The sequence below is a fragment of the Paenibacillus caui genome, assembly GCF_019904135.1.
GTDB lineage: Bacteria > Bacillota > Bacilli > Paenibacillales > Paenibacillaceae > Fontibacillus > Fontibacillus caui.
This window is the reverse complement of sequence record NZ_JAIOGQ010000013.1, coordinates 89535-114514: the sequence shown is the minus strand read 5'-3', so window position 1 is coordinate 114514 and position 24980 is coordinate 89535. Positions and strand designations below refer to the sequence as shown.

Below are 24980 nucleotides of genomic sequence, written 5' to 3'. Positions count from 1 at the left end.
ACTCATCGCCGGATGGAGGTTCCAATCATTCCCAACAAAGTTTTCGGGCAAAAAAAGAATTGGCAAACCAACACGTTCCTCTTGGCCTGCCAATTTGTATGCTTCTAGTTCATTACGAGATTTCGGAATGTATTCCAGATCTCTCTTTATTTCGCTTATTCGGAAACGCGAATGCTGCGGACAAAATCCTCGATCACGGCGGCAAGCTGCTCGGGAGCTTCATACATGCTCATATGCCCGGCGCCTTTAATCACCGATTTGGTCACATTGCTGCCGTCCGCCGTAAATGTCCGCTCAATCGGAACAACGTTGTCCTGTTCCCCGGCAACGAGCAGTACAGGAAGCGGGGATGTGGAGAGCACATCTCTGCGGTCAACGCGTTCACGCATGGCCAGAGAAGCTCCGGCAGCTCCTTGGGGCGGCGTACGGTAACCGATTTGGCGGGCCAAATTAACCGCTTCGGTCATGGAGGCCGCATTTTCGGCGGAGAACAAGCCGGGCACCAGCCCGTCAATAAAATCTGAAATCCCCGATTGCACGGCCGCCACAGCCTTCAGCCGCTTCTCTTTGGCCTCTTCGCTGTCCGGATAAGCCGTGGAGTGAATAAGGCCGAACCCGTTCAACTTGGACGGGTACCGCTGAGCAAGCGATAAAGTCACATATCCGCCCATGGAGTGGCCCAGAAGTATACAACGCTCAATGCCGAGCGAATCGAGGAGCAGCGCCACGTCATCCGCCATCTGCTCTATGGTGTAGGCGCCAAGCGGCGCATCGGTAGAGCCGTGGCCGCGAAGGTCGGGCGCAATGCAGCGATAATGCTTGGAGAGAATCGGCAGAATCCAATCCCAATATGCGGAGCTGCCGCAGAATCCGTGAAGCAGAACGATCACTTCTCCTGCTCCCTGGTCCTCGTAAGCCATTTTTATGCCATTAACGGTTGCACGTTCCATAATCTCAGCCCTCTTTCGTCTATGTACTCGAATAGATAACTACTACTATTATTAAGCCATAATCTGTACCTCTGAAACGTTCGTCAGGTTATATCCCTTATCCTTTTAAAAGCGGCTGCGGCCGCTGCGGCAATTTCATCAGCCATCTTCATTACCCGGTAAAGGGATGTCACCTGAAGAGCCTGATAAGGCCTCGGGCCATTACGGTTAACGACAGCTGCAATGCTGTAGTCTCCGACGGCCGGCAACTTGCCGCCTACAGACTCTGCCGGAAGCAATGGCGAGGATGATATAAGATAAGAACCGACAGAATGTTCGGAGCCCAGACAAGCGTCGATTGCGATCACGGTTTTGTCCTCTGGAACGGATAAGAGCTTTTGCTTCAGGTTATCCGCATCACACGGCTCCGGCAGCGTGCCGATCACGGACGAAATCCCGTATTCCCTAAGCCGGCTGCCTGTCAGCGGCCCGAGCGCATCGCCCGTGGAACGGTCGGTTCCGATGCAGACAAAAACAATGCTGTCCGCAGGATGATGCGTCAGAATATCCCGAAAGAATCCTTCGAGGCGCTCTCCGCCTACCTTTTCCCGGACAGCAATTCCCCCCTGCCCATCCGTATCCCGGTAGGTTGTCATAAGGCAGCTCTCCTCTTTTCCATGTCTTGTTCGATTATTGTAACCGATCTTCGGAAAGATCACAAAATAGTGTATCCCCCTCATGGCCATGGTACAATACGAACAGAGCACGCTTAAATGGAAAGGATGAACGCGGGTGGATTTGACTCAAAAAACACAGGAAAATGTAGAGTATATGATTGAAGCGATCAAGAACAAGCTTAGAATGGCTACAGGCGCTGCCATGCAGTCATCGGCTTTTTCCGTGGAGCGTTATGACGATATCCTTGAAGTATATGAAATTGTCATGAGCAAAGAACGGCTGAGCATATCCGAAGTGGAAGCTTTGGCCACTGAGCTGGGGCAGCTTCGGGGAAAATAATTTCAGCCAGAAGCCAGGCCCGCCAAATGGCGGGCTGGTAATGCACTGTGGCCGGTCAAATTGCCATCCAAAAGGGATGCAAGGTGTTTACTTTTTTTGGAGACGGTCCAACCATAGATTTTTGAAAAATTAAACAACTGCTTCCCGGTATTTAACTGGGAAGCAGTTGCTGCTTTAAGATGCCCTTTTTGATTATCTACCTAATGGATAAAACAATCGCATTGTGGTTTTGAACAAGATAATTTTCAATGCCCGAAACTACACTCTTAACAACTTGCAAGCTTATATCCCAGTTGTCTTCATGGATGCCGTTCACTTCAAGGTGAAGCAGAATGGTTATTGTGAAGTTTTACATGGCTGTAAGCTAGACATATAAACACACTCGATGTTTTTTTTCAAATTCTTCGGTTAGGTAGGGCTGATGCAATAATGAATCCCACAATGACGGTAGTTCCCAGATGTATTTGAATCGGGCTCGTCTTGCATCTCCATTCTTTAAATCATCAAGCTCCCTTTCAAATATTTGTTGCATTTTGGCATCGTTGTGGAGGTCTGTCATAGTCAGGACAGCATCATTGGATGGCTTTAGATACAACAAGTAATAGCCTACCTCCAGCAAGATGATGATGGCTAATATACTCATAGCTAATTTTCTTTTGGTCATTATCCGCCCCTTTAAATTGACGAATTTTGGATATCTTCAATAAACAGATCATAACACAAGAATGTGTAAATATAAACCATTTTGTAGAGTATACTACGTGTTTTTGTATCAAAATGTACGTCAATATGGGGATAAAACGAGGTTGATCCTTTGAATCCAGAATCTGTATTTGGCAAAGTCCTCAAAGCCCTTCGTATTAAAAATGATATTAGCCAAGAAGAATTAGCTTTTCGGAGCAACTTAGACAGAACTTATATTTCCATGTTGGAGCGCGGTATTCATCAACCAAGTCTAAGTTCATTAATGTCTATTGCTCAAGCAGTTAATATCAAAGCGTCTGACCTGGTGCGACTGTATGAAGTTGAACTAGGGAAACAAATTTCACTCCATGAAAAATCAAATGACAGCGAGCCATAGATAGCACCTATTATTCAGTGAAAAGACCTAGGTTGACTTCTGGTTCGAGTCGACATAGGTCTTTGCTTGTAATTTGTATTTTATTCGGTTATTGATTGACTAATGGATCATTCAGTATTGGGCGGGAGATACGCAGTAAAAAGAAACCACAATACGAGTATTAGTCTGATTGTGGCATTAAAACTTTAAGTTCTATCTGAAACTAGCCGGTTCCAGTCTGCACTGATTATTTTTTCCGTAAGTATATACTGTTGCATACTGCGAAAGTTTAGTTAAGAAAAAAGACTAGGTAGCGCAAATTTAAACCTAACACAAACCCAGTCTGATTAGATGATGTGCGCTATTAAAATTCAGAATTATACCATCACTGGATAAAATTTTTTCAGATCTTCATCCTCCTTCACCCAATCGTATTTCATCCACAATGGTATACCTAACAGCTCTTCAAGTTCTTCAATTACTAAATTCATCTCGTCATTAGTATTGAGGATTGATTTATAATCATCCTCTGTGAGTTGCAATACTTTAAAAAAATCGGTAATAAAGGAAATATCTATGGGGGTATATTCTAATCCGTACTCATCTAAGTTTTGTCCTGCAGTTATTACTTTAATCTCTTGTCCATTTTGATAGAAACGCCAGGTCAAAACATCATCATCAAAATAACCAAGAGCCCCTACTGGTTGAACAATTCTCCTCGACAGCTCTTCACCCAGTTCTCCAACCGTTTCCCAACTAAGCGTATTGCCTAATATAGATATCCAATCACCAAAAATACCCAAAGCAAACTTTTCTAATTCACTATCAGATATTAATCTCAACACAGATTGGACCGCCTGTATATCTTGACTATGAACTTGAATGTTGGCAAATGAGGTTCCCACGCTATCACCCACTTCATTGCGTTTTAGTGCCGTCGAATCGCTCCTGTGCTGCGACTATTCGTCTATCTTTTTGGAACCAAGCGTTACCGTCTCGAGAGTATAAGTAAAATCGTACTAGCAAGATGATCCTGCAACCACTACCACAGGCAGAAAAAACAGTGTTTCATCAAGTATGCCTACCACCAAGTCCAACACCGTGTCTTACTCTCCCTAATTAAAAAGTCCGCAAAGTGGCATAGGCCACTTTGCACTTTTTTTGTTCACAAATTTTCAAGCTACTATTGGCAAGTACAGTAATGAATTAAATACTCTTTTCCACAGAATAAGCGGTTAATTCAAGCAAGTAAGTGTCAGGATCAATTGTCCTAGTAACTAAACCATTATACGGACTGAAGCCAAACCAATTCAAAGCATGGTTAATCTTTTGACTCCATAACAGATTTCCTCGCCTGTTGTAGCACCACAAATTAGATGTAACTTTCTTCTTTTTTACATGCGTATAAAAGTAAACCTGATTTCGAGAGTCCAAAATAGGAGTAGACTGTATCATCTCACCAACTTTAGCCTGCCACAGCAAATTACCATTAAGATCTAAAGCGACTATTTGAAAGCCCGTAATTCCCATTACTAGATGACCCTCTTGGCTAATTGCTGGAGAACCAATAATTCCACCGTTAGTTAACTCAAATTTCCATTTAATCTCTCCCTGTTGGTCGATAGAGAATAGAGCATGATGAGGCTCTTCCCTAGCTGCGGCTAAATAAATATTGCCGGAAGTATCCATGACAGGATCATCTTCTAAAAAACAAGGAGCAAACTTTTTCTTCCAACACAGCTGGCCTTCAGAATTTAAAGAAATTAAAACTCCTCCATCCTCCCTGCTTGTGAAATATACATTCCCGCTTTCATCAATCACGGGACAAGAACTGATATTCATACACGCAAAGTGCCATAAACGATCACCTTCCGCATTAAATTTAATTAAATTGTCCCACGTAGCAATTAATATCTCGTCGTTTTGAGACAAGATAGGGGGATAGTGAGCTTCATTATTGAATCTATATCTTTTTATGACTTCGCCACTTGATGTTAAAATAACTAATTCCGACTCTGAGCTTTCTTTAGATACAATGATTAAACTTCTGCTAGAGTTAATAGTTGGGCCGATAATATTGCCACTGGTGACTTGATTTTTCCAAAGTACCTCACCATCTTTATTAATGCAAATTAACTGCCCACGATTAGTTCCAAAAATAATATTGGCCTCTTGATCAATAACGGGACTTGAAATGGATAAAGTGTTCTCAAATGAGACCTTCCACTTTTCAACACCTAATTGGGTAGGTCCTGTAAATGAAGATTGTTTGGACCAACCCCAATTGGCTGGATAAATTCCGTTCTGTTCCATACATTTTGTCTCCTTTAAACTGCAGGAATTGGTATTGGAATTGGAGCTAAACCTGGTATTGGTATTAAAGGGAGGTCAAACAAATGTTTTTTTTCGTAGTCCAGATATAATTTGTGATAAACCTCTTTGGTTTTCACCTCCGAAATGTGTACTACTCCTCTACTATCTACTTCTTTACGGTAAAACGAATATCTTGCTTCTCCATTTGAAGGAAATTCAACTTCCATGTAGATATTACCTACTACTTGGATATCTGTCATGGTATTTAGAAGAGTTACAGGACCAGGTACATAATCCGATAGAGCTGTGTACTTTTCAATTTGTTTTTTAGCTGAAGCCCCCCCTCTCGGTTTAACCTCCCACAAATATATTCCCGCGACAACGTCTGCCTCAACCGTCTTATACTTACCAAAAATATTCTTCTCATTAGATTGTATTGATTTTTCAAGTATAGGCGAGTAACCTTTTTTTACAAGTTGCTTATAGATATTAACTTGGGCTATTTCATGGAATGCAGTATAAAAGCCTTTTTTATTAGCCGTAATTATTGCTGCCGATGCTTCTCCTGAAGTCAAGATACCTGAGCTATAGAGAGCAGCTATTCCGTTAAGTTCATCAACTGCCATATGGCCTGTTGGATCCGTATAAACTAGCGGACTATTCTCCACATACGCATACAAGTTCAACGTCTGCGGGTTATTAATCTCCCCTTCATACGTATCCTCACTGATAAATCGCCCTATCGAAGGATCATACCATCTCGCCCGAAGATACTGCAGTCCCGTCGTATCATCCCACAACTCGCCAGAGTAACGGAATGGGTTATACACCTGTTCGTCTTTACTTAAAATGTTTCCCCAAATATCATACTGGTACGTGTTGAGGATGTTGCCTGAAGCATCCCGAAGTTCCGTAATATCCCCATGCCCATTCGTTTGAACATAAGCTTTTGATCCATCTGCGTACTCAATGGCCTCTAACTTCTTCCCACGGATGTAGTTCGCTTTAAGCTCGGGTTGTCCATTCACAATTTTAGCTTCGGCAATGATTTGATCGCCGTCATAGTAATAGCGTGATGTACCATTACTGTCCGTGCGCTCGGTCAACACCCCGTCACCATTATACCGGTAGTGAACAGTCGTGCCATTTATGGTCACATCCGTAAGATGGTCCCTTGAGTCAAAGGTATTGGTTATTTCCTTAATGTCAGGCATACGATCTGAACTCAACACCTGACGGTTGCCTTGCTTATCATAGGTATAGGTTTCGTTTCCTGGCGATGAAGTCGCTATGCGATTGACTTTATCATACGTAAACGTATCTGCCGCGTTATTTTGTACACGAGTCGTAATATTCCGGTTTGGATCATAATGATACTGGTAATTAGCCAGGCCGATCTGATCTCTAACCTGCTGAATATCAGTTAGGTTCGCACCATCATATGAATTTGTGGTTACTACCCCATTATTTGAAATCGTTCCTTTTTGCAAACCATTCAAATAGTAGCTATATTCCGCATCGGCTTGACTTGTGGATGTACCCACTGTTTTCAGCCGATGAAGCGGATCATACGAGTAGTAAACGTGATTGCCGAACGGCCCGGTCATTTCAGTCCGATTGCCCGCTTTATCATACTGGGCAGTTAATTGAAGGCCATCTGGATACGTGGTTTGGACCAGATTACCGGTGTAGGGATCATACTGATAAGACGTTGTACCGGTATTATCGGTCATGCTCAGCCGTTTCCCGGCAGCATCGTAAGTGTAATTGACGCTTCCGTCTATGCTATCCCTTTGAATCAAACGATCACGTAAGTCATAACGATAACTGAAGCTATTTCCGTTACGATCAATTAGCTTTGTCAAGTTTCCGTTTGGATCATAATAACTTTTTGCCTGCTGACCTGCCTTATCGATGGTGAGAATTTTGTTCCCAAGTTCATCATACCGGGTTTCTTTTACATTCCCTGCAGGGTCTATCGTTCTCGTCAAGTTCCCGAGCATATCATACTCATATCGGGTTTGATCACCATTTGCATCCGTCACCGTAATAAGTTGCCCTAAGCTATCATAGGCAAATTGCGTTGTATTCTGGTTACCGTCTATTTGCTTGACCACTAACCCACTGACGTTATCATAAACGTTTTGTTGTAAAAGTTTTGGAATGCTATCCAGCTGCGTCTTCTCTTCTGTCTTTAACAACTGGCCCCACGGATCATAGCTCTCGATCTTGGCGTAACCTTCTGCATCGGTTTGAGTCACGGTTCTTAAAGCATCGTCATAGCTCACATTGCTGGCGGACCCATCCGCAAAAGTCGTTGAAGCTAATCGACTCCATGAATCGTAGCTGTATCTGGTCCGGTTTCCAAGAGCGTCCTCGCTCCAGCTTTGTCTGCTGTATGGATCATACCCGATTCGCTGAGTAACCTCATAGTCGCCATTTTTGTAAAATCCTTGTTCAGTTTGAACCCCTAAGGCATTCCAACGGGTTAATGACTGAACACCAAGTTCATCGGTTATGGTCACTGTATTCTGTTGGTCATCATAAGCAGCAGACAAACTGTTACCATCCGGATAAGCAACCTTCACCGTACGGCCTAAAGCATCATATTGATAATCCGTTCGATGATGATTGCCATCCACAAAAGCTGTCATATGACCCATCGTCGAATCATATTCCGCTAATGTAGAAATGACATTGGTTTGTCCATCCACATCCGTTACCGTTACACTTTGTCCCGTTGGGAAGGCATAGTTATAGGTGCTACTGTAATCCGTTGTTGTCGTAATACTTTTCGATCCATTGGCTATGGTTTGAGTTACCGGATTGCCGTAAGAATCAAATGTATAATCTATTTGCTTAAGAATGGGGCCATCTGCATTGTCTTTCTTGACAACAACCTGAGCAACTTCACCTTGTGGTGTCCTTGTGAATTGACTATATTCCTTAGCATTTGATGCAACGTCAGTAACTGTACTTAATAACCAGTGCTTTTCACTATCATACGTATTGATTGTCGTTCGTCCTCGTTCATCGGTTGTCTGCGTAACATTCCCATAATCATCATATTGAGTACTGGTCGTTAAAGTATTCCCTGATAAATTGTCGCTCGTGGATGTAGCCGTCGCCGCAGGAGCAAAGTAAGCTCTACTTCCTACCTTTTTCGCATAGGAGTAGGCTGTGGTTTGTTCCTTTCCATCCGCTTTGACAAGTGACCGATCCACGTAAAACTGAGCCGGCGTATTGTCATCGATATAATCTTTTCTATACTCCAAAGTAGTCGATGTAAGACCATTGTTTAGTACCGTTGAGAATGTAAAATCTTGGCCATAACTCATTCCCATATCAGAGGTATAGCTTAGGGTCTGCCGATTGTAATCTTCTGTTGTGCCATTCTCATAGATAATTTGATCCTTACGGGAAAGAATCCGGTAAGCTTGGTCTACGGAGTCCGCGCCAATGTACCTGCTTACTGGGGTCTCATCATATTCGTAGAGGGTCTTTGCACCTGTTGGATGTACAACCGATGTAATGAGTGCATAAGGATTAGAAATAGCCCGCTCCGGGTAAGAAGCCATCAAATTAAATTTGGCTGCAGCTAATTTATACGAGAAAGTTGTTTTGCGGCCAAGTTCGTCCGTTACCGAGTCTAAAAGTTCAACTCCATCCTGAGTATGCTTATCATATACTACGGTTTTATCTCCTTGAGTGACAGTTACCTTGGTTGAAGAGTACGTAATATTGATGGTATTTCCTATTGCATCTTTGACTTGACTAAGAAGTTTGCGGCCATAGGCTTCATTTTGTTCATAACTGAATTGAATAGAGTTGTTATAGGCATCGGAAATTTGAAGAATCCGTCCGTCAGCAGTGAAATATTGCTTTTTAGTGCCGTCAGCCGAAACTAAAACGGAATCAGACGTTTCCCCGTTTACCGTAACCGATGTATCGCTGTTAAAGGTAGGCCCTTCCCAATCATAGCCTTTTAAGCTAGTACCGCTGATTTCATACGATCCACCCTCAGCTAAATGCATATATTTTTTATTCTCTTTAGTCTCAATGTAAGGAAGCTGCCAAGACCAGCCTTTGCCTAGAGGGTACATCAGTTCCTCAATTGGCTGAGTGGTCTTATTATAATAGGTTCGATCTGTTCCCGTGCCATATTGAAAGGATTGTATAGTTGCATTAGGCGAACTAGAGGTATAAATACTGTAAACTTTGTCCCCCTCATAAGAGTAATCGACAAACTTATTTGGATTACTGTTAATAAGATTTTGTAAATTGTATACATCCGTCCAGTTTTCAGTAGCGTCGGTGGAAATCGTAGTATTTGTGCCAGGTCCCTCATAATGTTCTGGTTCTACCCAAGGCAGTTCAGTTACATTGTAAGCGTACCTTTGTCTTGCTCCATCAGATAATGTAACCCATGGTTCATATTTCGTGTCCGATACACTTGCAGGTTTGGTGACTGTCCCTCTATAATTCTGCTGATAATTCCGAGTATCCGTTGGAGGTATTACCTTCGAACCGTTATATGTCGCTAGCCATGACTTGGTGCAAACATAGTTTGCAGATGACGGATTTGGCGAAGGACACGATTTCTGAACTTCAACGGTACGAGTCAATGTGATTGTGTAGCCTTCTACAACAGATGTTTTCGTCTCAGGACAAGTGCTTGCCTGTCCTGTTTGTACCCAATATCCTTGGCTGTCATATTTCCCTGGTACTGAACTTGTACAATATTGTGTTGTAGCAGTTATAGTTCTTTCAGGTGTATACTGTCCTGAGATAACAAATGGGGTTCCGCTTGGGTATAAGCTCCCACTAAACCCATCGCTATTATAGTAAATATAGGAAGGAAAGCTGCTAGGATCACTACTGTATCTTGCAGCATCTGCAGTGATACTTTGTGCAGGTATTTCATATTGAAATCGATGACTAGCTGCCTCGTTCGCCTCTTCTTGAGCATTATATACCCCAAGGTTTTTCACTGTGGAACTTATAATGGCCGTCTCCATATCCACAATACCATCGCCATCTTCATCCATCTGAACCCATTTATTTTCACGATATTTCACATTATATCTAGTTAATATTTCCTTTTTTACCGCATTAAATTGAACAAAGTATTTATAGAGCGAATATGTGTAAGTATTGTATCCATAGTCCATATCATAAAATTGAGAAGCACTTGAATCATATTGTCTTGTAAGAGAGAACGACATTCCATTTCTTCCAGGTAGCATCGCGTCCGTTTGTTTCAATGTAAGACTACCGGATACGCTTGAGATGGATTCACCATTATCTCCTACCGAATAAGGAGCCTCGTTAAAAGATGATTTGCTAACGTTGGGTGCTTTTTCGATGATATGTGGCTGTTCAGGTTCTGATAAAGCCATCATTTTCACGCTCATATCATCTGCATACACGTCGTCTGTAACTGAACTTGGCTGATCGTAAACTGCTTCAGTAACGGGAAAAAAGTTATAGTTTTGAACAATACTTGACTTAGATGATTCAACTACATTCACTAAATTTAATAATGGTGAAGACAAATCACTGTACACTTCACTTGTAACGGAATTGGACTGATTATCTTCTGAAGGAAATAAGTTTTTTAGTGCCTCCTCAAAGCTTGTATGGTCTTCCTGTGCCTTATAAAAGGCAGTAATAATTTGCTTAAGTGTATAGCCTTGGTCTAAATATTGTTGAATAAAGACTTCCGATGTGCCGAATAAATCAACAATGCGCTGAATGGTGCTTTGATCAGCAGCATCAAAATCACTAGCATATGTTTTTTGAGGAACGATATCCGAAACAATACCAAGTAAAATACTAAACACTAGAATAATGGATAATATTTTCTTTAGCCAATTATGATTTATCATAGAATTCTCCAATCTAAAAATATGATTTTTTAGTGTAGAATCACTTGGTGTATACAAATAAACTTCGTTACTCCCTAGATCCAATACACTGCAGATTAATGTTTTTTACAAAATCATTCGACAAAGGAATAGTTAGCCTCCATCGTTTAAACAGTACATTTTTTGAAGAATACTCTAGTGGGTGTTTTAAAGTTTGGAAGAGATGAAAAAATAAGCAGTAATAATAACGCCACTAGTTTGAGGCGTTGAGCCTGTGATGTGCTTTAATGGCTATTAATCTTACATCGCAGGAGGCTCAGGAACCTCAATCCAAGATCCGCTCTTAACGAAAAAAAACCGAGTAAAGGTTAGTTGCTTTCCATCCAGTCCCGTAAATACGACTTTTAATTGTTGTGACCCGGCTTCAGTAACTCCAATTGGATACAAAAATCCGCTATTAACTTCTCCATATTCTGGATGCAACTCAAAGATATCCTGACGTTCCTTCTTAAAATAAACAATAGATTGAGCACTAAGAGTAGTAACTAGCTCATTATTGAGATAAAAATCAATTTTAGAAAATCCCTGATCATTCAAAAACCATCCGCTTACAAATATTGTAGGAAGGTCATAGTCATCTTTTTTGGGAAGGAATATTGAGTTGAACGTCTCATTATCAAGAGGGCTTTCTAAAGCTCCAATTGTAGGTAGTGAAACTGTAAAGCTTCGGGTTAAAACGGTTTGCTCTCCATTTTTTCCAATGCCAATCACTTTTAGCACGTGAGTCCCTTTTGAAAAGGTATAACTTTTATCAAAACCGGCATTATGTAGGTTATATTTAGGATAGGCATTATAAACATCTTCACGTTCAACAAAGGTAGTGATGGTATCGATCAGCGTGTTGTTATCATAAATTTCAACTCTTGAATTGCCCCCCTCATTCAGAAACCATCCTTTAACTTCTACACCCTCATTTGATAAATAATCGGCATTAGCAATAGGGATATCCAAGTAACCTATTGGAATTAAAGTTAACTTTCTTTGAATTAGATTCCCATTTTGGTCATAGAGGTAAGTAACTCTCATGCCAGAATTATATGTCGCAGTCTTTAAACGCCCATTACTATCATATTCGTAGGTTATATTGCCTACCTCTCCAGCCGCTGCACTATACGGGTACAATGATGCGGTTAGTAACGTAAATAATGTCACAACTAAAAGCCTCATTCTTTTGAATTTCATTTTGATCGCTCCTTTAATATATTCTGAAATAAGAAATGCAACATTTGTAACAACGTACTACTGAAAACCCCATTTTTTTCAAGATAAGATTGATCCTTTTTCTATCCATGAAGAGCACTTCAATGTTATCTGTATGCCCTGATTTCTGTGTAGTGACCATCAAATATTTTTAGAATGGCTCATGAAAGATATTAAAAATCCACTTTCTTTCATATACATATTACGAGGCACACCTCGTCGTGCAGGGATCCGTAATAATAATGTTGCTTGATCCTTTTACAGTAAACGTTTCAATATAAGTCGTCCTTTGCCCATCTACGTCCTCTATAATTATCTTTAATTCTTTCGATTCTGTTCCAAACCATACTTGTGGTGTCGAGATTATGGCACTATAACCAGAGTATTGATTGGCATAAAGAGGATGTAGATTATAAATATCATTTCGATAGAGATTGATTGAGGTGCTTATAGGGGTAACCAGATAGTTGTCAATATAAATCTCTATTTTCTTCATTCTTACAAGTTCCAAATTCCAGCCTGTGATGGTCATTCTATTATTATTAGTCCCACCATTTATATAGTAGATGACAGTACTATTAGCTTGAGGGGTTTCTATTTCTCCGATTGGTTCCAAGATGACTTGCTTGAAAGACTTGGTATAGGTCATCTCTTCGCCATTATTATTTCTTACAACCACTTTTAGGTCATAGTTGTTATTTTCTTTAGGCAGTACCAAATCGAAATAAAAACCAGCATTATGGTTATTATAATTAGGATACTTCGAATATACATCCTCTCTGCTCTGCCCGTATGTAGCTAAGCCTTTGAACTCATTATTTAAATAAACTTTGATGCTTTCTATACCGGCTTTATCTAAATGCCATCCTTTTATAGAAAGAGTATTGGTGTAAATTTGATCCACTGCAGGGGATTCAAGTACTCCAAATCCTAATGGATCTTTTAGTTCTTTTCTTAACAGATTACCGTTTGAGTCATATTGAAAGTAAATACGGCCTTCGGTTGATTCTATATATGTTAACCTCCCATTTAAGTCATAGTGATAAGTATATGTGGCTCCGTATACATCAGGCATAAATAATACGGTCATAATCAAAGAAATAAATATTAATTTAAGACCTTTTTTCATATTTTTTTACTCCTTTTGGAAATATATAAACGATAGCTTAAATGCATAAGAAAAAAATAAATCTAGAATCGAACAGCCCTCCAATACTTCTTTAGATTTCGACTTCTAACCCCTTAAAAATTAGTTATTTTGCACTAATCGACTCCTTTCAAGAACACTTCATGAGATTTTGCAATTTTCACGCCACAAATAACATGCATCCATTTTCCTAGTGTTAATTCAATAATGCTATAACTATTTACTTAATTTACTACAAATATCCTGTTTTTTGAATCTTTTTCCGCAATTTAATTAATATCGCTCCCTGATCAAACCACCCTAACTAATCCCCCTTTGTTTCACGCCCCCCACTTCACGTTTATATACGAAGTAAGCAATTCTCTTTACTATGCGCCTTTGGATTCACGCTTGGGATCTAGGGCAGTCCTCGGCTGTTTCAGGACTTTGGTCCGGTTACCGGAGGCTGCACGGTTTTTTCTGGCCGTAAGAGGCTGCAAGATCTGAATTTTCCTTAGCCTCATCTCCAGGCTTCTGGCCCGGGCCTTGTAAAATATATACTAAATTAAGGAGTGATCTGATATGAGCAACACGGAAAAAGAATACCCGGTGAAAAGCGGCGCCGCCTTTGTAAAAGGCGCCCTGATCGGCGGTTTGATCGGCGCGGCGGCAGCCTTGCTGTTCGCTCCCAAGACGGGACGCGAGCTTCGCAGCGATCTGTCGGATAAAGTCAGCACCGCTGCGGACAAGTCTAAAGACGTGTACTCTGCCGCCAAGGAGAAGGCTGTCAGCCTTTATCAGAATGCGACCGGAAAGGCTCATTCGATCAGCGACAGCACGAAGACGGTCGTGAGCAGTCTTAAAGAAGTCTCGGCTGATGCAGCTGAGGAAGTCAAAGAGGGAAGCGAAGAAGTGATAAAGGCGGAAGCCGATATAGCCAAGGACGTACAAGAAACGGCAGCCGGCGCTGCCAAGGAAACCAAGTAAAGAACCGAGCGATCCCTTAACAAATAGCCAGCTGAACTTACGGCTGGTTATTTGTTGTCCGTCCATTAGCAACCGCAACCTGAAAGCGAGGGATGACCATGGCGAAAACCTATGACATGAAAGAGCATCCGTTCGAACTCCGGCATGAAGTGAAGCGTCTCAATACGCGTCTGGACAAAATCGCCGATACTTTGGAAAAAGCCGAGTTCCTGGATTTAATCGAGAACTATACCAATCCGAGAAAGCGGGTCATCTCCAACTTTATCGCAGGCTTGTCCAGGGGTCTCGGTCTTACGGTCGGCACGGCGATTGTGCTTGCTCTCCTCGGCTAGCGGATCAGCCTGTTTGTCCGCATTCCATTAAAAATGCTCCCTATGAAAAAAGACACGTCCATTTATGAAAAATGACGTGTCTTTCAAGGGTAAGCTGCGATCATGTTCCACTCCTCCTTATAACCCGGAGTTTGACATAATCTGCTTTAGTTTTTCAGTGGCCCGTTTTTGAATTCGGGAGACACTCATTTGCGAAACGCCCAGCTTCTGCGCAATGGCGCGCTGGGACTGCCCCTCCTGGAAGGCAAGCAGCAGTACCTTCTGCTCCTGCTCCTTCAATTGGCTCATGGCCTGCTGGAGGTCCATCCGTTTCTCAACCGTGTCGTAGTCGTTCGCATCATAGCTGATCAGCTCGCCAAGCGTGGCGGCACTCTCATCCTGGGAAAGTGGAGAATCCAGCGATACGTAATGATAGCATTCACGGCCTGCCAGCACTTCGACCGTTTCCTCTACGGACAGTTCAAGATAACTGGCAATTTCCTTGACGTCCGGCGAACGTTCGAGCTTAATCGTCAGCTCATCGATTGCCTGCTGAACCAGAGCTCCTTTTTCCTTGATCCGGCGCGGCACCTGAATATACCAGGACTTGTCCCGCAAAAAGTTTTTCATATGCCCGATCATACTTTTCATCGCATAGGGTTCAAAAGGAATCCCCAGCTCAATATCATACTGCTGCAATAATCTAATAAGCGCCATCTGTCCAACCTGGTATAAGTCTTCGTATAAGTCAGGGCGATTGCGGGCAATTTTGCCAGCAGCCATTTTCACCATAGGCTCGTATTTCCTGATCAACATTGTAGCAATTTCGTTGTCTTTGGTCTGCTGGTATTCCCATATCAATCCCGTTGACTCATTCAAACCTTCGGGGGGAGTCAGCTTATCCGTCATACTTTCTCCTCGCTTCGGGTGAGTTTTCGGGTCAGGGTAACGGTTGTTCCTCTACCTGATTCGTTGACCACGCTGACATCATCCATGAGCGCCTGCATCAGATAAAATCCAAGACCTCCAATCGGCGCTTCACCAAGCTCCTTGCCATGAAGAGTCGCTCCTTCATCGCTCTTTTCATACGATTCAAAGCTCTCCCCTTCGTCCTTGACCGTGATGATCAGCGCTTCCGGACTAACTTCAAAGGTAACTCCAACGAGGCCGTCCTCGTGGTTGTAGGCATACAATACGGAATTGTTGCAGGCCTCGGAAATCGCAACCTTCATATCTTCAATATCTTCGTAAGAGAAGCCCATCTTGGAAGCTATGCCATAAAGATTTAACCTGACAATATCGACAAAGTCCGCAGTCGCCGGTAAATTCAATTGTACTTTCTGCATTTCTTCTTTCATACTTTCTTCGATCCTTTCCTTATTGAGAATTCTCTTGTGAGGCAAAGAACTTCGCAATTCCTGTCATATCAAACAGCTTTTGAATTTGTGCCGGCACTTCGCGGACATAAAACTGCGCATTCATTCCATGTCTTACTTTGAGAATAGACAACAAGATTCCGATTCCCGTACTGTCAATATACTTCAAATCTTTCAGATTGAGAATCAAATCCAGATCGCCGTTTTCAACGAGCGGTTCCATCACCTGACGAAAGTCGGGAGCAACCGACAAATCCAGTTCACCGTTTAAAAATACGGTGCACGTTCTATTGTCCATTTGAGTAGCAGTTGTAAATTTTTCGCTTTTATTTGTATTCATAAGGCACTCTCTCCCTGGCCATGTGGTTTCTTTAGTCTTTACCCTTTTAAAGCCCCGTATGAAACAAAGCCTCTTTACATAGTTTCTTCCAAATCGTTTACTTCGTGCTTTCTATAGCCTGCTTATTCCCCACTACTGAATGGGGACGGCCCGCATATTTCGTCAGCATTTGCTTGACTGTGGCGAAACTTGCAGGCTTGCAGAAACAATCGTCCATGCCGGCCTCCAGGCAGCGGCTTTTGGTGCCTTCCATGTCCTTGGCCGTCATTGCGATAATCACCGGATGATGGCCATCTACAAGCTCCCTGCGAATCCGCCGGGTGGCTTCGAGCCCGTCCATGACAGGCATGTGCAAATCCATAAAAATATAGGAATAATCCCTTTGAGTTACGGCCATTTGGACCGCCTGCTTCCCATTCTCGGCAAGATCCGTCTCGTATCCCAGCTTGGAGATCATGCTCGCGATCAGCTTTTGATTGATCGGATGGTCTTCCGCAATCAGAACGCGTTCTTTGGGTACAGGCCGCTTTTGTTTCTGCCTTTCGTCGTGGAATGGATGAGGCCTCGGTTCTTCTTCACAGCGTCTGGTCACAATCGTGAAGGAGAAGATTGCCCCCTTATCTTCCGTCGATTCCGCTCGAATGTCGCCGCCCATCATCTGTACGAGCGTCCGGCAAATGGCAAGCCCGAGGCCTGTCCCGCCATACCTGCGCGTCATGGATGAATCAAGCTGGGAGAACGGCTGAAACAGACGGTCCTTTTTGTCCTCTGCAATTCCGATTCCCGTGTCTTTAATGGTAAATTCAAGCGTCAGCTGATTGCCATGCTCCTCCTTGGGGAGGACAACCAGATAAATGCCCCCCTGATCCGTGAACTTGACGGCATTGGAAATAAGGTTGATGAGCACCTGTCTAAGCCGCCCCATATCCCCATACAGCACACCGGGAATGGCATCGTCGATGAAATGGACAAGCTCCAGATGTTTACGGCCCGCATCCGCCGAGAACAAATTGAATACTTCCTGTACGCCGGCCCTGAGCTCAAAAGGACTCTCTTCCAGTTCCATCTTGCCGGATTCCATCTTGGTGAAATCCAGAATGTCATTGATGACCGAAATCAGCGAATGCGCGCTGCTGCGGATAATTTCGGTATATTCTTTCTGCTCTTCCTTCAGATCCGTCTCCATCAGGAGATCGATCATGCCGATGACGCCATTCATCGGGGTGCGGATTTCATGGCTCATCATGGCCAGAAACTCCGTCTTCGCTTTGGCGGCAATCTCGGCCGCTTCCTTGGCTTCCACCAGTTCCCGGTTCGTCCGCTCAAGCTCCTGCGTCTTCTGATGGAGCAGCATGGTCTGGGTTTTCAGCTTCTGATTGGTCCGGAACATACTGACGAAACCGTCGATTTTTGATTTTAAAATCTGCGGAATGAACGGCTTGACCATGTAATCAATCGCACCGGCCGAGTAACCGGCAAATAAATGCTCTGCCTGCTTGCTGTTGGCTGAAATGAAAATGATCGGAATATCCTTGGTTTTATCTCTGGCCTTGATCAGCTTGGCCGTTTCAATGCCATCCATGCCCGGCATCTGTACATCGAGGACAATCACGGCAAACTCATTTTTCAGCAGGTGTTTTAAAGCTTCTTCCCCAGAAGTTGCTTTTACCAGATTGTACTCTTCGCTCTCCAGCACAGCTTCCAAAGCCAGCAGATTTTCAGGACGATCATCAACCAACAAAATATGAATCGGTTCCTCTATCCCCATGTGATCCTCCTAAACAAAGTCGGCGTTCTCCAGCTGAATCATTTGATTTTGCGATAAATCTTCTCGGCCCTGTCAAGCGGCTCATAACAGCCTGCATAATCCGTGAAATGAATCGATTCCTTGGCGCCCAGAACGAGAATGCCGAAGTGGCTTAAGCTTTGATAAAACAAATCATGAACTCTGTTCCTCAGTTTCTCATTAAAATAAATCATAACATTCCGGCAAAAGATGACGTTAAATTCGTTGAACGAACGGTCTGTTGCCAAATTATGCTCCGCAAAAATAATGTTCTTCCGCAGAAACGGTTGAAAAATAACCGAATTGTATTTTGCCGAATAATATTCCGAGAAGGAGCGCCTGCCTCCAGCCTCGATGTAATTCTTCGTATAAAGCTGCATCTTCTGGATTCCGAAAATGCCTTCCTTGGCCTGCTCCAGCGACCGGTCGTTCATGTCCGTCGCATAAATGCGGGCTTTATCGATTAACCCCTCCTCATGCAAAAGAATGGCCATGGAATAAACCTCTTCGCCCGTGGAGCACCCGGCGTGCCAGATCCGAATATAAGGATACGTGCGAAGAATCGGCACAACCTTTTCCCGGAAAGTCCGGAAAAGCATCGGGTCGCGGAACATTTCCGTAACCGGAATCGAGAGATTGTGTACAAGACGGTCAAAGCAGCTCCGGTCATGCAGCACTTTTTCCTGAAGGGCGGAAATCGTCCTTAGATTCTCCCCTTGCACGGAATACCAAATGCGCCGTTTCAGGGAAGGAAGGGCGTAGTTTCGAAAATCATATCCATACATCTGATGAACGCCTTCCAGCAGCAATTCGATCTCGATCATCTCAACCTCATCCGAGGCTGCGCCGGAAGAAAAATCAATGTCTTCATCCTCCGAGGGCTCTCTTGCTGTCATCATCCAACCTCAATTCCATGTAAACTTTCGTGCCGATTAAATATCCTTACCTCTATTACCCCGTTTCGTTCTTTACGAATACAGCCATACTCTCATAAGCGATAATAATTGGTCCGTCTGGATCGGTTTTTTCATGTAATCGGAGGCCCCGGCTTCAATACATTTCACTCGGTCCTCTTTCATGGCTTTGGCCGTAAGCGCAATGATAGGAATCTTCTCGAACTCCTTCAATTCCCGAATCCGGCGCATGGCTTCATAGCCGTCCATTTCGGGCATCATCATATCCATTAGAATCAAGTCAAAATCACGCTGCTGTTCCAGCAGTTCAATCGCTTCCCTGCCGTTCTCCGCGAACACGACTTCCATCCTGTAGCTTTCAAGAATGCTGGACAGCGCAAATACGTTGCGGACATCGTCGTCTACAAGCAGAATTTTTTTTCCCTCAAATAACGTTTCTTTATTGTGCAGCTTGCGCAAAATGCGGCGTTTATCCTCGGGCAGGTCCGCCTCGACCCGATGCAGGAAGAGCGTCGTTTCATCCAGCAGCCGTTCAGGCGATTTGACGTCTTTGATGATGATGGATTCGGCATATTTCCGAAGGCGGGTTTCTTCTTTGTTATCCAGCTCCTTGCCGGTATAAATAATGATCGGCAGATCATTTAAATGCTCATCGTCCCTGATCTGGTCAAGCAGATCAAAACCGGTCATATCGGTCAGCATCAAATCGAGGACCATGCAGTCATAATGCTGCCGGTGCAGCTCCGCGAGCGCATCCTGGCCCGTGGATACGGCTTTGATGGCCACATCGTCATGACCGATCAGCTCGATGATCGCTCTTCGCTGCGTCTCGTCGTCTTCTACCACAAGCAGATGCTTCAGACTCTTCTCTATATACGATTCGATATGGGCGAAGGCGCCTTCCAATTCTTCCCGGCTGGATGGCTTCTTCAGAAAAGCGATTGCTCCCATCATTAACCCCTGTTTGATATCATCCACAACGGAAATGACATGAACCGGAATATGACGGGTCTCCGCGCTGTTCTTCAGTTCATTCAGAATGGACCACCCGTCGATGACAGGGAGCTGGATGTCCAGAATGATCGCATCCGGCAAGTACTGATGCGCCATCTCGAGACCCGTATCGCCTTGCATGGCCACTAGGGTTTTGTATCCATAGTCTCGCGCCATATCCAGCAAAATCTTGGCAAAATGGATATCATCTTCGATGATGAGAAGTACCCGGTCAGAGGGCTCGATGCTCTCTCTGTCATCCTCGAACAAATCCGGGTCTGCGCCCGCGAGCAGAGCCGGTTCATGTACAGGTTCAGGCTCTCGTTCCGAGCCAGCCGGCTTGTCCTGAACCGTGATCTCCCGGGAAGCGGCCGCCTCCTCTTTGGCCCCTTGTATGCTTGGTTGTTCAGCTTTCGGCAAATACAGGGTAAAGGCGCTTCCCTTGCCCTCTTCAGTCCTCAGGCCAATCCCTCCGCCAAGCAGTGAAGCGAGTCCTCTGCTGATCGACAGGCCCAAACCGGTTCCTCCGTATTTGCGGCTGGTCGTTCCGTCTACCTGTTGAAACGCATCGAAGATGAGCTCGGTTTTATCGTGCGGAATACCAATTCCCGTATCCTTTACCGTAAATGCCAAATAATCGACCGATTGATCAAGGTATGACGGCAACTCATCCTTGTCTGCGTCCGCAATAGTAAAGGTTACCGAACCCCGGCTTGTAAATTTGAATGCATTGGACAGCAGATTGCGCAAAATTTGCTTCACCCGGTATCCGTCTGTCATGATCCGGCCCTGCACTCCTTCTTCTACCTTGACTTCAAGAGCAAGCCGCTTCCTCTCCGCAACCGGGCCGAAGTTCTGAACCGCAAATTGTTCGAGCTCCTCCATGCGGACAAACTCAAGGGTTATCTCCATTTTGCCCGCATCCACTTTCGCCAGATCCAGGATTTCATCGATCATCTTGAGCAGGTCCGATCCGGACATATAAATCGTCTGCGCATATTCCATCTGCTTCTGAGTCAGATTATGCTCCTTGTTCTCGGACAACAACTGGGACAGAATAAGCAGACTGTTCAGAGGCGTGCGCAGCTCATGCGACATATTGGCCAGAAATTCCGATTTGTATTTGCTGGCCAAAGACAGCTGCATCGCTTGCTCCTCAAGCTGATCTTTTGTTTTCTCGATTTCCTGATTCTTTTCCTCAACCTCCTGAACCCGTTCCTCGAGCGCCCTTGTCTTGGCAATTAATTTGGTATTAAAATGCTCCAGCTCCTCCTGCTGCCGCTGCAGCTGGTCCTCGGACCGTTTAAGCGCAGCCGCCTGCTTCTCAAGACTGTCATTGGAACGCCGCAATTCATCCTGCTGGGTCTGAAGCTCCTCAGACTGAGCCTGCAGTTCTTCGGTAAGTGCCTGGGAATCTCTAAGGAGCTCCTCAATCTTGAGTCTTCCGGCAATGTTATTCAGGATAACCCCCAGATTGGCTGTCAGTTCGTTCAGTAGCTGCTCCTCAACCTTGGTAAATTCATCCAGACTGGCGATTTCCACAACCCCCAGCAGTTCCTCTTCAAATACGATCGGGTGAATGATCACGACCCGCGGAACACTCTCCCCGGTAGCCGAGCGTACAGAGATATAGTCCTCCGGCACTTCGCTCAGCCTGATCGGTTTTTTATCGACGGCTGCTTGTCCCACCAGCCCTTCGCCGAGCTTAAACTCTCTTCTGGGGCGTGCATCCTGATCCATTCCGTAAGCCCCCGCCAAATAAAGTCCGCCAGGACTTTTGGCTTCATCACAGATGTACAGGGCCCCGAGTTTGCCCCCGAGCATCGGGGTAAATTCGCTGATGAACATTTGCGAAACCTGCTCCATGGAATTAACCCCATGAAACAGGTCGGTAATACGGGCCAGGTTGGAACTGATCCAGGCTTGCTCCTTCTGGTTCTGAGCGAACTTTCGCTCCAGCTCCTGCTTCTCGCCCAGGTCCTCGGCCATCTGCTGAAATACTCTGGCGATCATTCCGATCTCGTCTTTCGTCGTGACCCTCATCCTGCGGATCGCTTTAAACTTGCTCTTGCCAAAGCTGTGGATCATAAGCTGCACCGTATTCAATCCCTTTGTAATACTCGGCAGCACCCAGACAATGATGCCCAGCGCAAGCAGCAATCCCGCGGTCATGACTCCAATGGTCATCTGCAGCGAATTCTGGTAGGCCTGATTCGCATTCTCGACTTCCTCGTCGATTTTAAGGTCCTGATAGGTAGAAAGAGAGTTCAGGTTGTCGAGCAGATTGTCCTGCACAGCTATGCCGGTTGCATTACGGTAAGCATTGGCCTTGCCGACGTCCCCGTTCTTCAGCAAAATAAACTGTTTCTCCAAATAAGCCGAGTAATTATTCCAGGAGTCTCTCACCTTCTGAACGATAAGGCGCTCGTCAATTTCCAGATCGGAATCGTAAATGTCCTGCAAATATTTATTCGCTTCATTCCTGAGCTTGTTGACCGCAGCCTGGCTGTCATCCAACGAAACGGCCGGACTCAGCATGATGTTCGCCATCTGTTTCGTTATTTCATTGACCGGCGTACGCATACTTCCTGAATTTCGGACCTTCATGTACCGCTCATGATACACCTGATCAAGCCTGTCATTCATATATTTCATCCGGTCATAGCTGATGAAAGTCAGCGCCAGCAGGATGGCGATCAGCATGCTGAAGCCAATCAGCAGCTTGTTCCTAATTTTCATGAGACGACTCCCCTTTTTTTAGCGATATCCATACCAGGCATTTATCGTCTTCACGTTCCTGTACGGTCTTATCGTCAAAAAACAACCGTTTCAGCTCCTCCTTGTCCATCCGGTGTCTGCCGCGGAGCCGGTTTGTCAAATATTCAATCTGGGTGTCCTGATCCCCCTCAACAGCTTCCAGCAGCCCATCGGTATAGAGCACAATGTGGCCCTCCCCTTCATAGGACAAGGTTCTTGGCGTCACCTCAATTTTGTCAAAAAGCCCTACGGGCGCGCAAACAGTCGACAGCTGTTCCACAGTTCCGTCTTCATGATAGAACAGTCCGGGCGGGTGTCCGGCGTTTACATAATCGATCCGCTTGAACCTGGTATCCACCACCATATAGATAGCGGTAAAATAATACTGCACGAGCCGATTCTCGATGTGGAGCTGGCTGAACCTGCGGTTAAGCTCCTGAATCACCTTCTCCGGATCGACATACGTATTCACCGTATCTTTCAGCACGGAAGCTATAAACATGCAGAACAGCGACGATGAGATGCCGTGTCCCATCATATCCAGCAAAATAATGCCATAACGGCCCTCGCCGAGCGGGTACCAGGCATATAAATCTCCGGCCAGCTCGAAAGAAGGCTTGTACAAAGCATCCACCGCAAATTCCCGTTCCGTAATCGGGGAGCTCAATACCGCATTTTGGACGAGTGCGGCCAGCTTTAATTCCTCCTGAATCCGTTGATCGCGTTCTTTATGCCAGTCTTTCTCCTGCTTCAGTCTGAGCGCCAGACGGATGCGGGCCATAAGCTCGACTTTATTGATCGGCTTCGTTACATAGTCTACAGCCCCGGCATCAAGCGCTTCGGCAAGCTTCTTGGAATCTCCGACGGCCGTCACCATAATAATCGGGATATCTTTCAGGTGTTCATAGCGCTGAACGATCCGGCATGCTTCAATGCCGTCCATCTCAGGCATCATCATATCCAGAAGAATCAAATCGATGGGGGAAGCCGCAGGCTTCCGGGAGGCTAGATCTTCTCCACCCCCAACCCCAAGTTCAAGCAGCATTTCATGCGCGGAGGATACGGAAGTAACGTTGCGGTAATTTTCTTTCTTTAATATTTCCCTGATAATAATCAAGTTTGTCGGATTGTCATCTACAATTAGTATTCTCATAAACCTCTCCTTATAAGCTATCGCGCTTCTATAGCTTCCGCTTGAGACTCTTGTAATAACTATACCACTTCAGCTAATTTACTCGCCAAAATAATACCTTTTCGCCCCTCAAATGACACAAGTTTCAAAAATGATCCAAAACACAGATAAGGAATGGAAGCATGGAAGCTTCCATTCCTTATCTATAATTTGAATAATGGCTATTAACCGGGTGGCGGCCCGTCTGAAACAGGAAAGCGGGCTTTTTTAAGAGGAATTTCTGAAATTATGAACGATATTTTTGCCATAGCCCTGCGGCCACATCCACCCATTTCACCCAGCTGGCTGAAGAGGGCTTCGGATTGGCGGCTGCAGCGGATTGTACAGCGCTGTCGGAAGAGACCGCCGCAACGGCAGCGCGTTCAGCCTGCCCCCGCGAGCCCTGCGGTTTTTTGATGCGTTCTATAAGCGTTGTGGAAACCTGCTTGGCAGCGAGCGACACTTCGTTCAGCACATCCCCGACATTTTTGACCGATTCGAGAACGGGATCGATCTGCTTCATCTTATGTTGTACATCCTCTGTAATTCCTGTAGCCTGCCGGAGCACCTGTTTGACCTCATACCCCAGCTCATCAATCGTCTTCTGGACCTCCTGAAGCGTCTGCGAGGTTTTGTTCAGCGACTTTTCCGCCGCTTTCAAGGTTTTGACCAGATAAATGACCAGTCCGGTAAAAGCAATTGCAATCAGCGCTACACTGAGCTGCCAGATTAATGATGACATAGCGTTCCCCTCTTTCTTTGCTATATATTTA

The 24980-nt window shown here is 44.6% G+C and carries 19 protein-coding genes and 1 pseudogene; 4 read left to right on the top strand and 16 right to left on the bottom strand.

Features of this window, described 5'->3' with window-relative positions; genetic code table 11:
- Positions 1-155 precede the first annotated feature (155 nt).
- Together K7397_RS09930 and yyaC are read right to left on the bottom strand one after the other, a co-directional pair.
- Complete coding sequence (locus tag K7397_RS09930; RefSeq protein WP_223067794.1) at positions 156-950, bottom strand: alpha/beta fold hydrolase; 795 nt, start codon at positions 948-950, stop codon at positions 156-158.
- 83 nt (positions 951-1033) lie between these two features.
- On the bottom strand, positions 1034-1585 hold the full coding sequence (gene yyaC, locus K7397_RS09925) for a spore protease YyaC (protein ID WP_223067793.1): 552 nt from the start codon (positions 1583-1585) through the stop codon (positions 1034-1036).
- 136 nt (positions 1586-1721) lie between these two features.
- Between yyaC and K7397_RS09920 the strand changes: the two genes are divergently transcribed.
- Entirely contained in the window at positions 1722-1946 is a 225-nt protein-coding gene (locus K7397_RS09920) for a DUF1128 domain-containing protein (RefSeq protein WP_223067792.1), read from the top strand.
- A gap of 364 nt (positions 1947-2310) precedes the next feature.
- Here K7397_RS09920 and K7397_RS09915 read toward each other — a convergent pair whose 3' ends face one another.
- The gene (locus K7397_RS09915) at positions 2311-2610 is read right to left on the bottom strand and encodes a hypothetical protein (RefSeq protein WP_223067791.1); all 300 of its coding nucleotides are present in this window, start codon (positions 2608-2610) and stop codon (positions 2311-2313) included.
- Positions 2611-2760: 150 nt separating this feature from the next.
- Here K7397_RS09915 and K7397_RS09910 point away from each other — a divergent pair, with 150 nt between their 5' ends.
- A complete protein-coding gene (locus K7397_RS09910; RefSeq protein WP_223067790.1) occupies positions 2761-3027 on the top strand; it encodes a helix-turn-helix domain-containing protein in 267 nt (88 codons plus the stop codon).
- Between the two features lie 356 nt (positions 3028-3383).
- Here the strand turns inward: K7397_RS09910 and K7397_RS09905 are convergent, their stop codons facing one another.
- From K7397_RS09905 to K7397_RS09885, 5 genes are all read right to left on the bottom strand, one after another.
- Entirely contained in the window at positions 3384-3911 is a 528-nt protein-coding gene (locus K7397_RS09905) for a hypothetical protein (RefSeq protein ID WP_223067789.1), read from the bottom strand.
- 301 nt (positions 3912-4212) lie between these two features.
- A complete protein-coding gene (locus K7397_RS09900) occupies positions 4213-5319 on the bottom strand; it encodes an outer membrane protein assembly factor BamB family protein (protein WP_223067788.1) in 1107 nt (368 codons plus the stop codon).
- A 14-nt stretch (positions 5320-5333) separates the two neighbouring features.
- A complete protein-coding gene (locus K7397_RS09895) occupies positions 5334-11207 on the bottom strand; it encodes an RHS repeat-associated core domain-containing protein (RefSeq protein ID WP_223067787.1) in 5874 nt (1957 codons plus the stop codon).
- A gap of 279 nt (positions 11208-11486) precedes the next feature.
- On the bottom strand, positions 11487-12428 hold the full coding sequence (locus K7397_RS09890; RefSeq protein ID WP_223067786.1) for an RHS repeat domain-containing protein: 942 nt from the start codon (positions 12426-12428) through the stop codon (positions 11487-11489).
- A gap of 220 nt (positions 12429-12648) precedes the next feature.
- Complete coding sequence (locus K7397_RS09885; RefSeq protein ID WP_223067785.1) at positions 12649-13575, bottom strand: hypothetical protein; 927 nt, start codon at positions 13573-13575, stop codon at positions 12649-12651.
- Between the two features lie 579 nt (positions 13576-14154).
- On the opposite strand from K7397_RS09885, the gene K7397_RS09880 reads away from it, so the two are divergent.
- Positions 14155-14559 carry a YtxH domain-containing protein gene (locus K7397_RS09880; RefSeq protein ID WP_223067784.1) on the top strand — a complete coding sequence of 135 codons (405 nt, stop codon included), beginning with the start codon at positions 14155-14157 and terminating at the stop codon, positions 14557-14559.
- A gap of 92 nt (positions 14560-14651) precedes the next feature.
- Positions 14652-14885, top strand: a pseudogene (locus tag K7397_RS09875) (DUF5665 domain-containing protein); the annotation flags it as partial.
- A 123-nt stretch (positions 14886-15008) separates the two neighbouring features.
- On the opposite strand, the gene K7397_RS09870 reads toward K7397_RS09875, so the two are convergent.
- From K7397_RS09870 to K7397_RS09835, 8 genes are all read right to left on the bottom strand, one after another.
- The gene (locus K7397_RS09870) at positions 15009-15779 is read right to left on the bottom strand and encodes a sigma-70 family RNA polymerase sigma factor (protein ID WP_223067782.1); all 771 of its coding nucleotides are present in this window, start codon (positions 15777-15779) and stop codon (positions 15009-15011) included.
- Complete coding sequence (rsbW, locus tag K7397_RS09865; protein WP_223067781.1) at positions 15776-16228, bottom strand: anti-sigma B factor RsbW; 453 nt, start codon at positions 16226-16228, stop codon at positions 15776-15778. Before rsbW ends, K7397_RS09870 begins: the two co-directional genes overlap by 4 nt.
- 19 nt (positions 16229-16247) lie before the next feature.
- Entirely contained in the window at positions 16248-16586 is a 339-nt protein-coding gene (locus K7397_RS09860; protein WP_223067780.1) for an STAS domain-containing protein, read from the bottom strand.
- A gap of 97 nt (positions 16587-16683) precedes the next feature.
- Entirely contained in the window at positions 16684-18354 is a 1671-nt protein-coding gene (locus K7397_RS09855) for a response regulator (protein ID WP_223067779.1), read from the bottom strand.
- Between the two features lie 38 nt (positions 18355-18392).
- Complete coding sequence (locus tag K7397_RS09850) at positions 18393-19196, bottom strand: CheR family methyltransferase (protein WP_420488772.1); 804 nt, start codon at positions 19194-19196, stop codon at positions 18393-18395.
- Positions 19197-19340: 144 nt separating this feature from the next.
- Positions 19341-23018 (bottom strand): response regulator, encoded by a 3678-nt coding sequence (locus K7397_RS09845; RefSeq protein ID WP_223067778.1) that lies wholly within the window; start codon positions 23016-23018, stop codon positions 19341-19343.
- Positions 23008-24189: a PP2C family protein-serine/threonine phosphatase gene (locus K7397_RS09840; protein WP_223067777.1), complete on the bottom strand. Its 1182-nt coding sequence runs from the start codon at positions 24187-24189 to the stop codon at positions 23008-23010. The genes K7397_RS09845 and K7397_RS09840 overlap by 11 nt, the downstream gene beginning before the upstream one ends.
- 265 nt (positions 24190-24454) lie before the next feature.
- Positions 24455-24949, bottom strand: a complete 495-nt coding sequence (locus tag K7397_RS09835; RefSeq protein ID WP_223067776.1) for a DUF948 domain-containing protein — start codon at positions 24947-24949, stop codon at positions 24455-24457.
- Between the last annotated feature and the right edge of the window lie 31 nt (positions 24950-24980).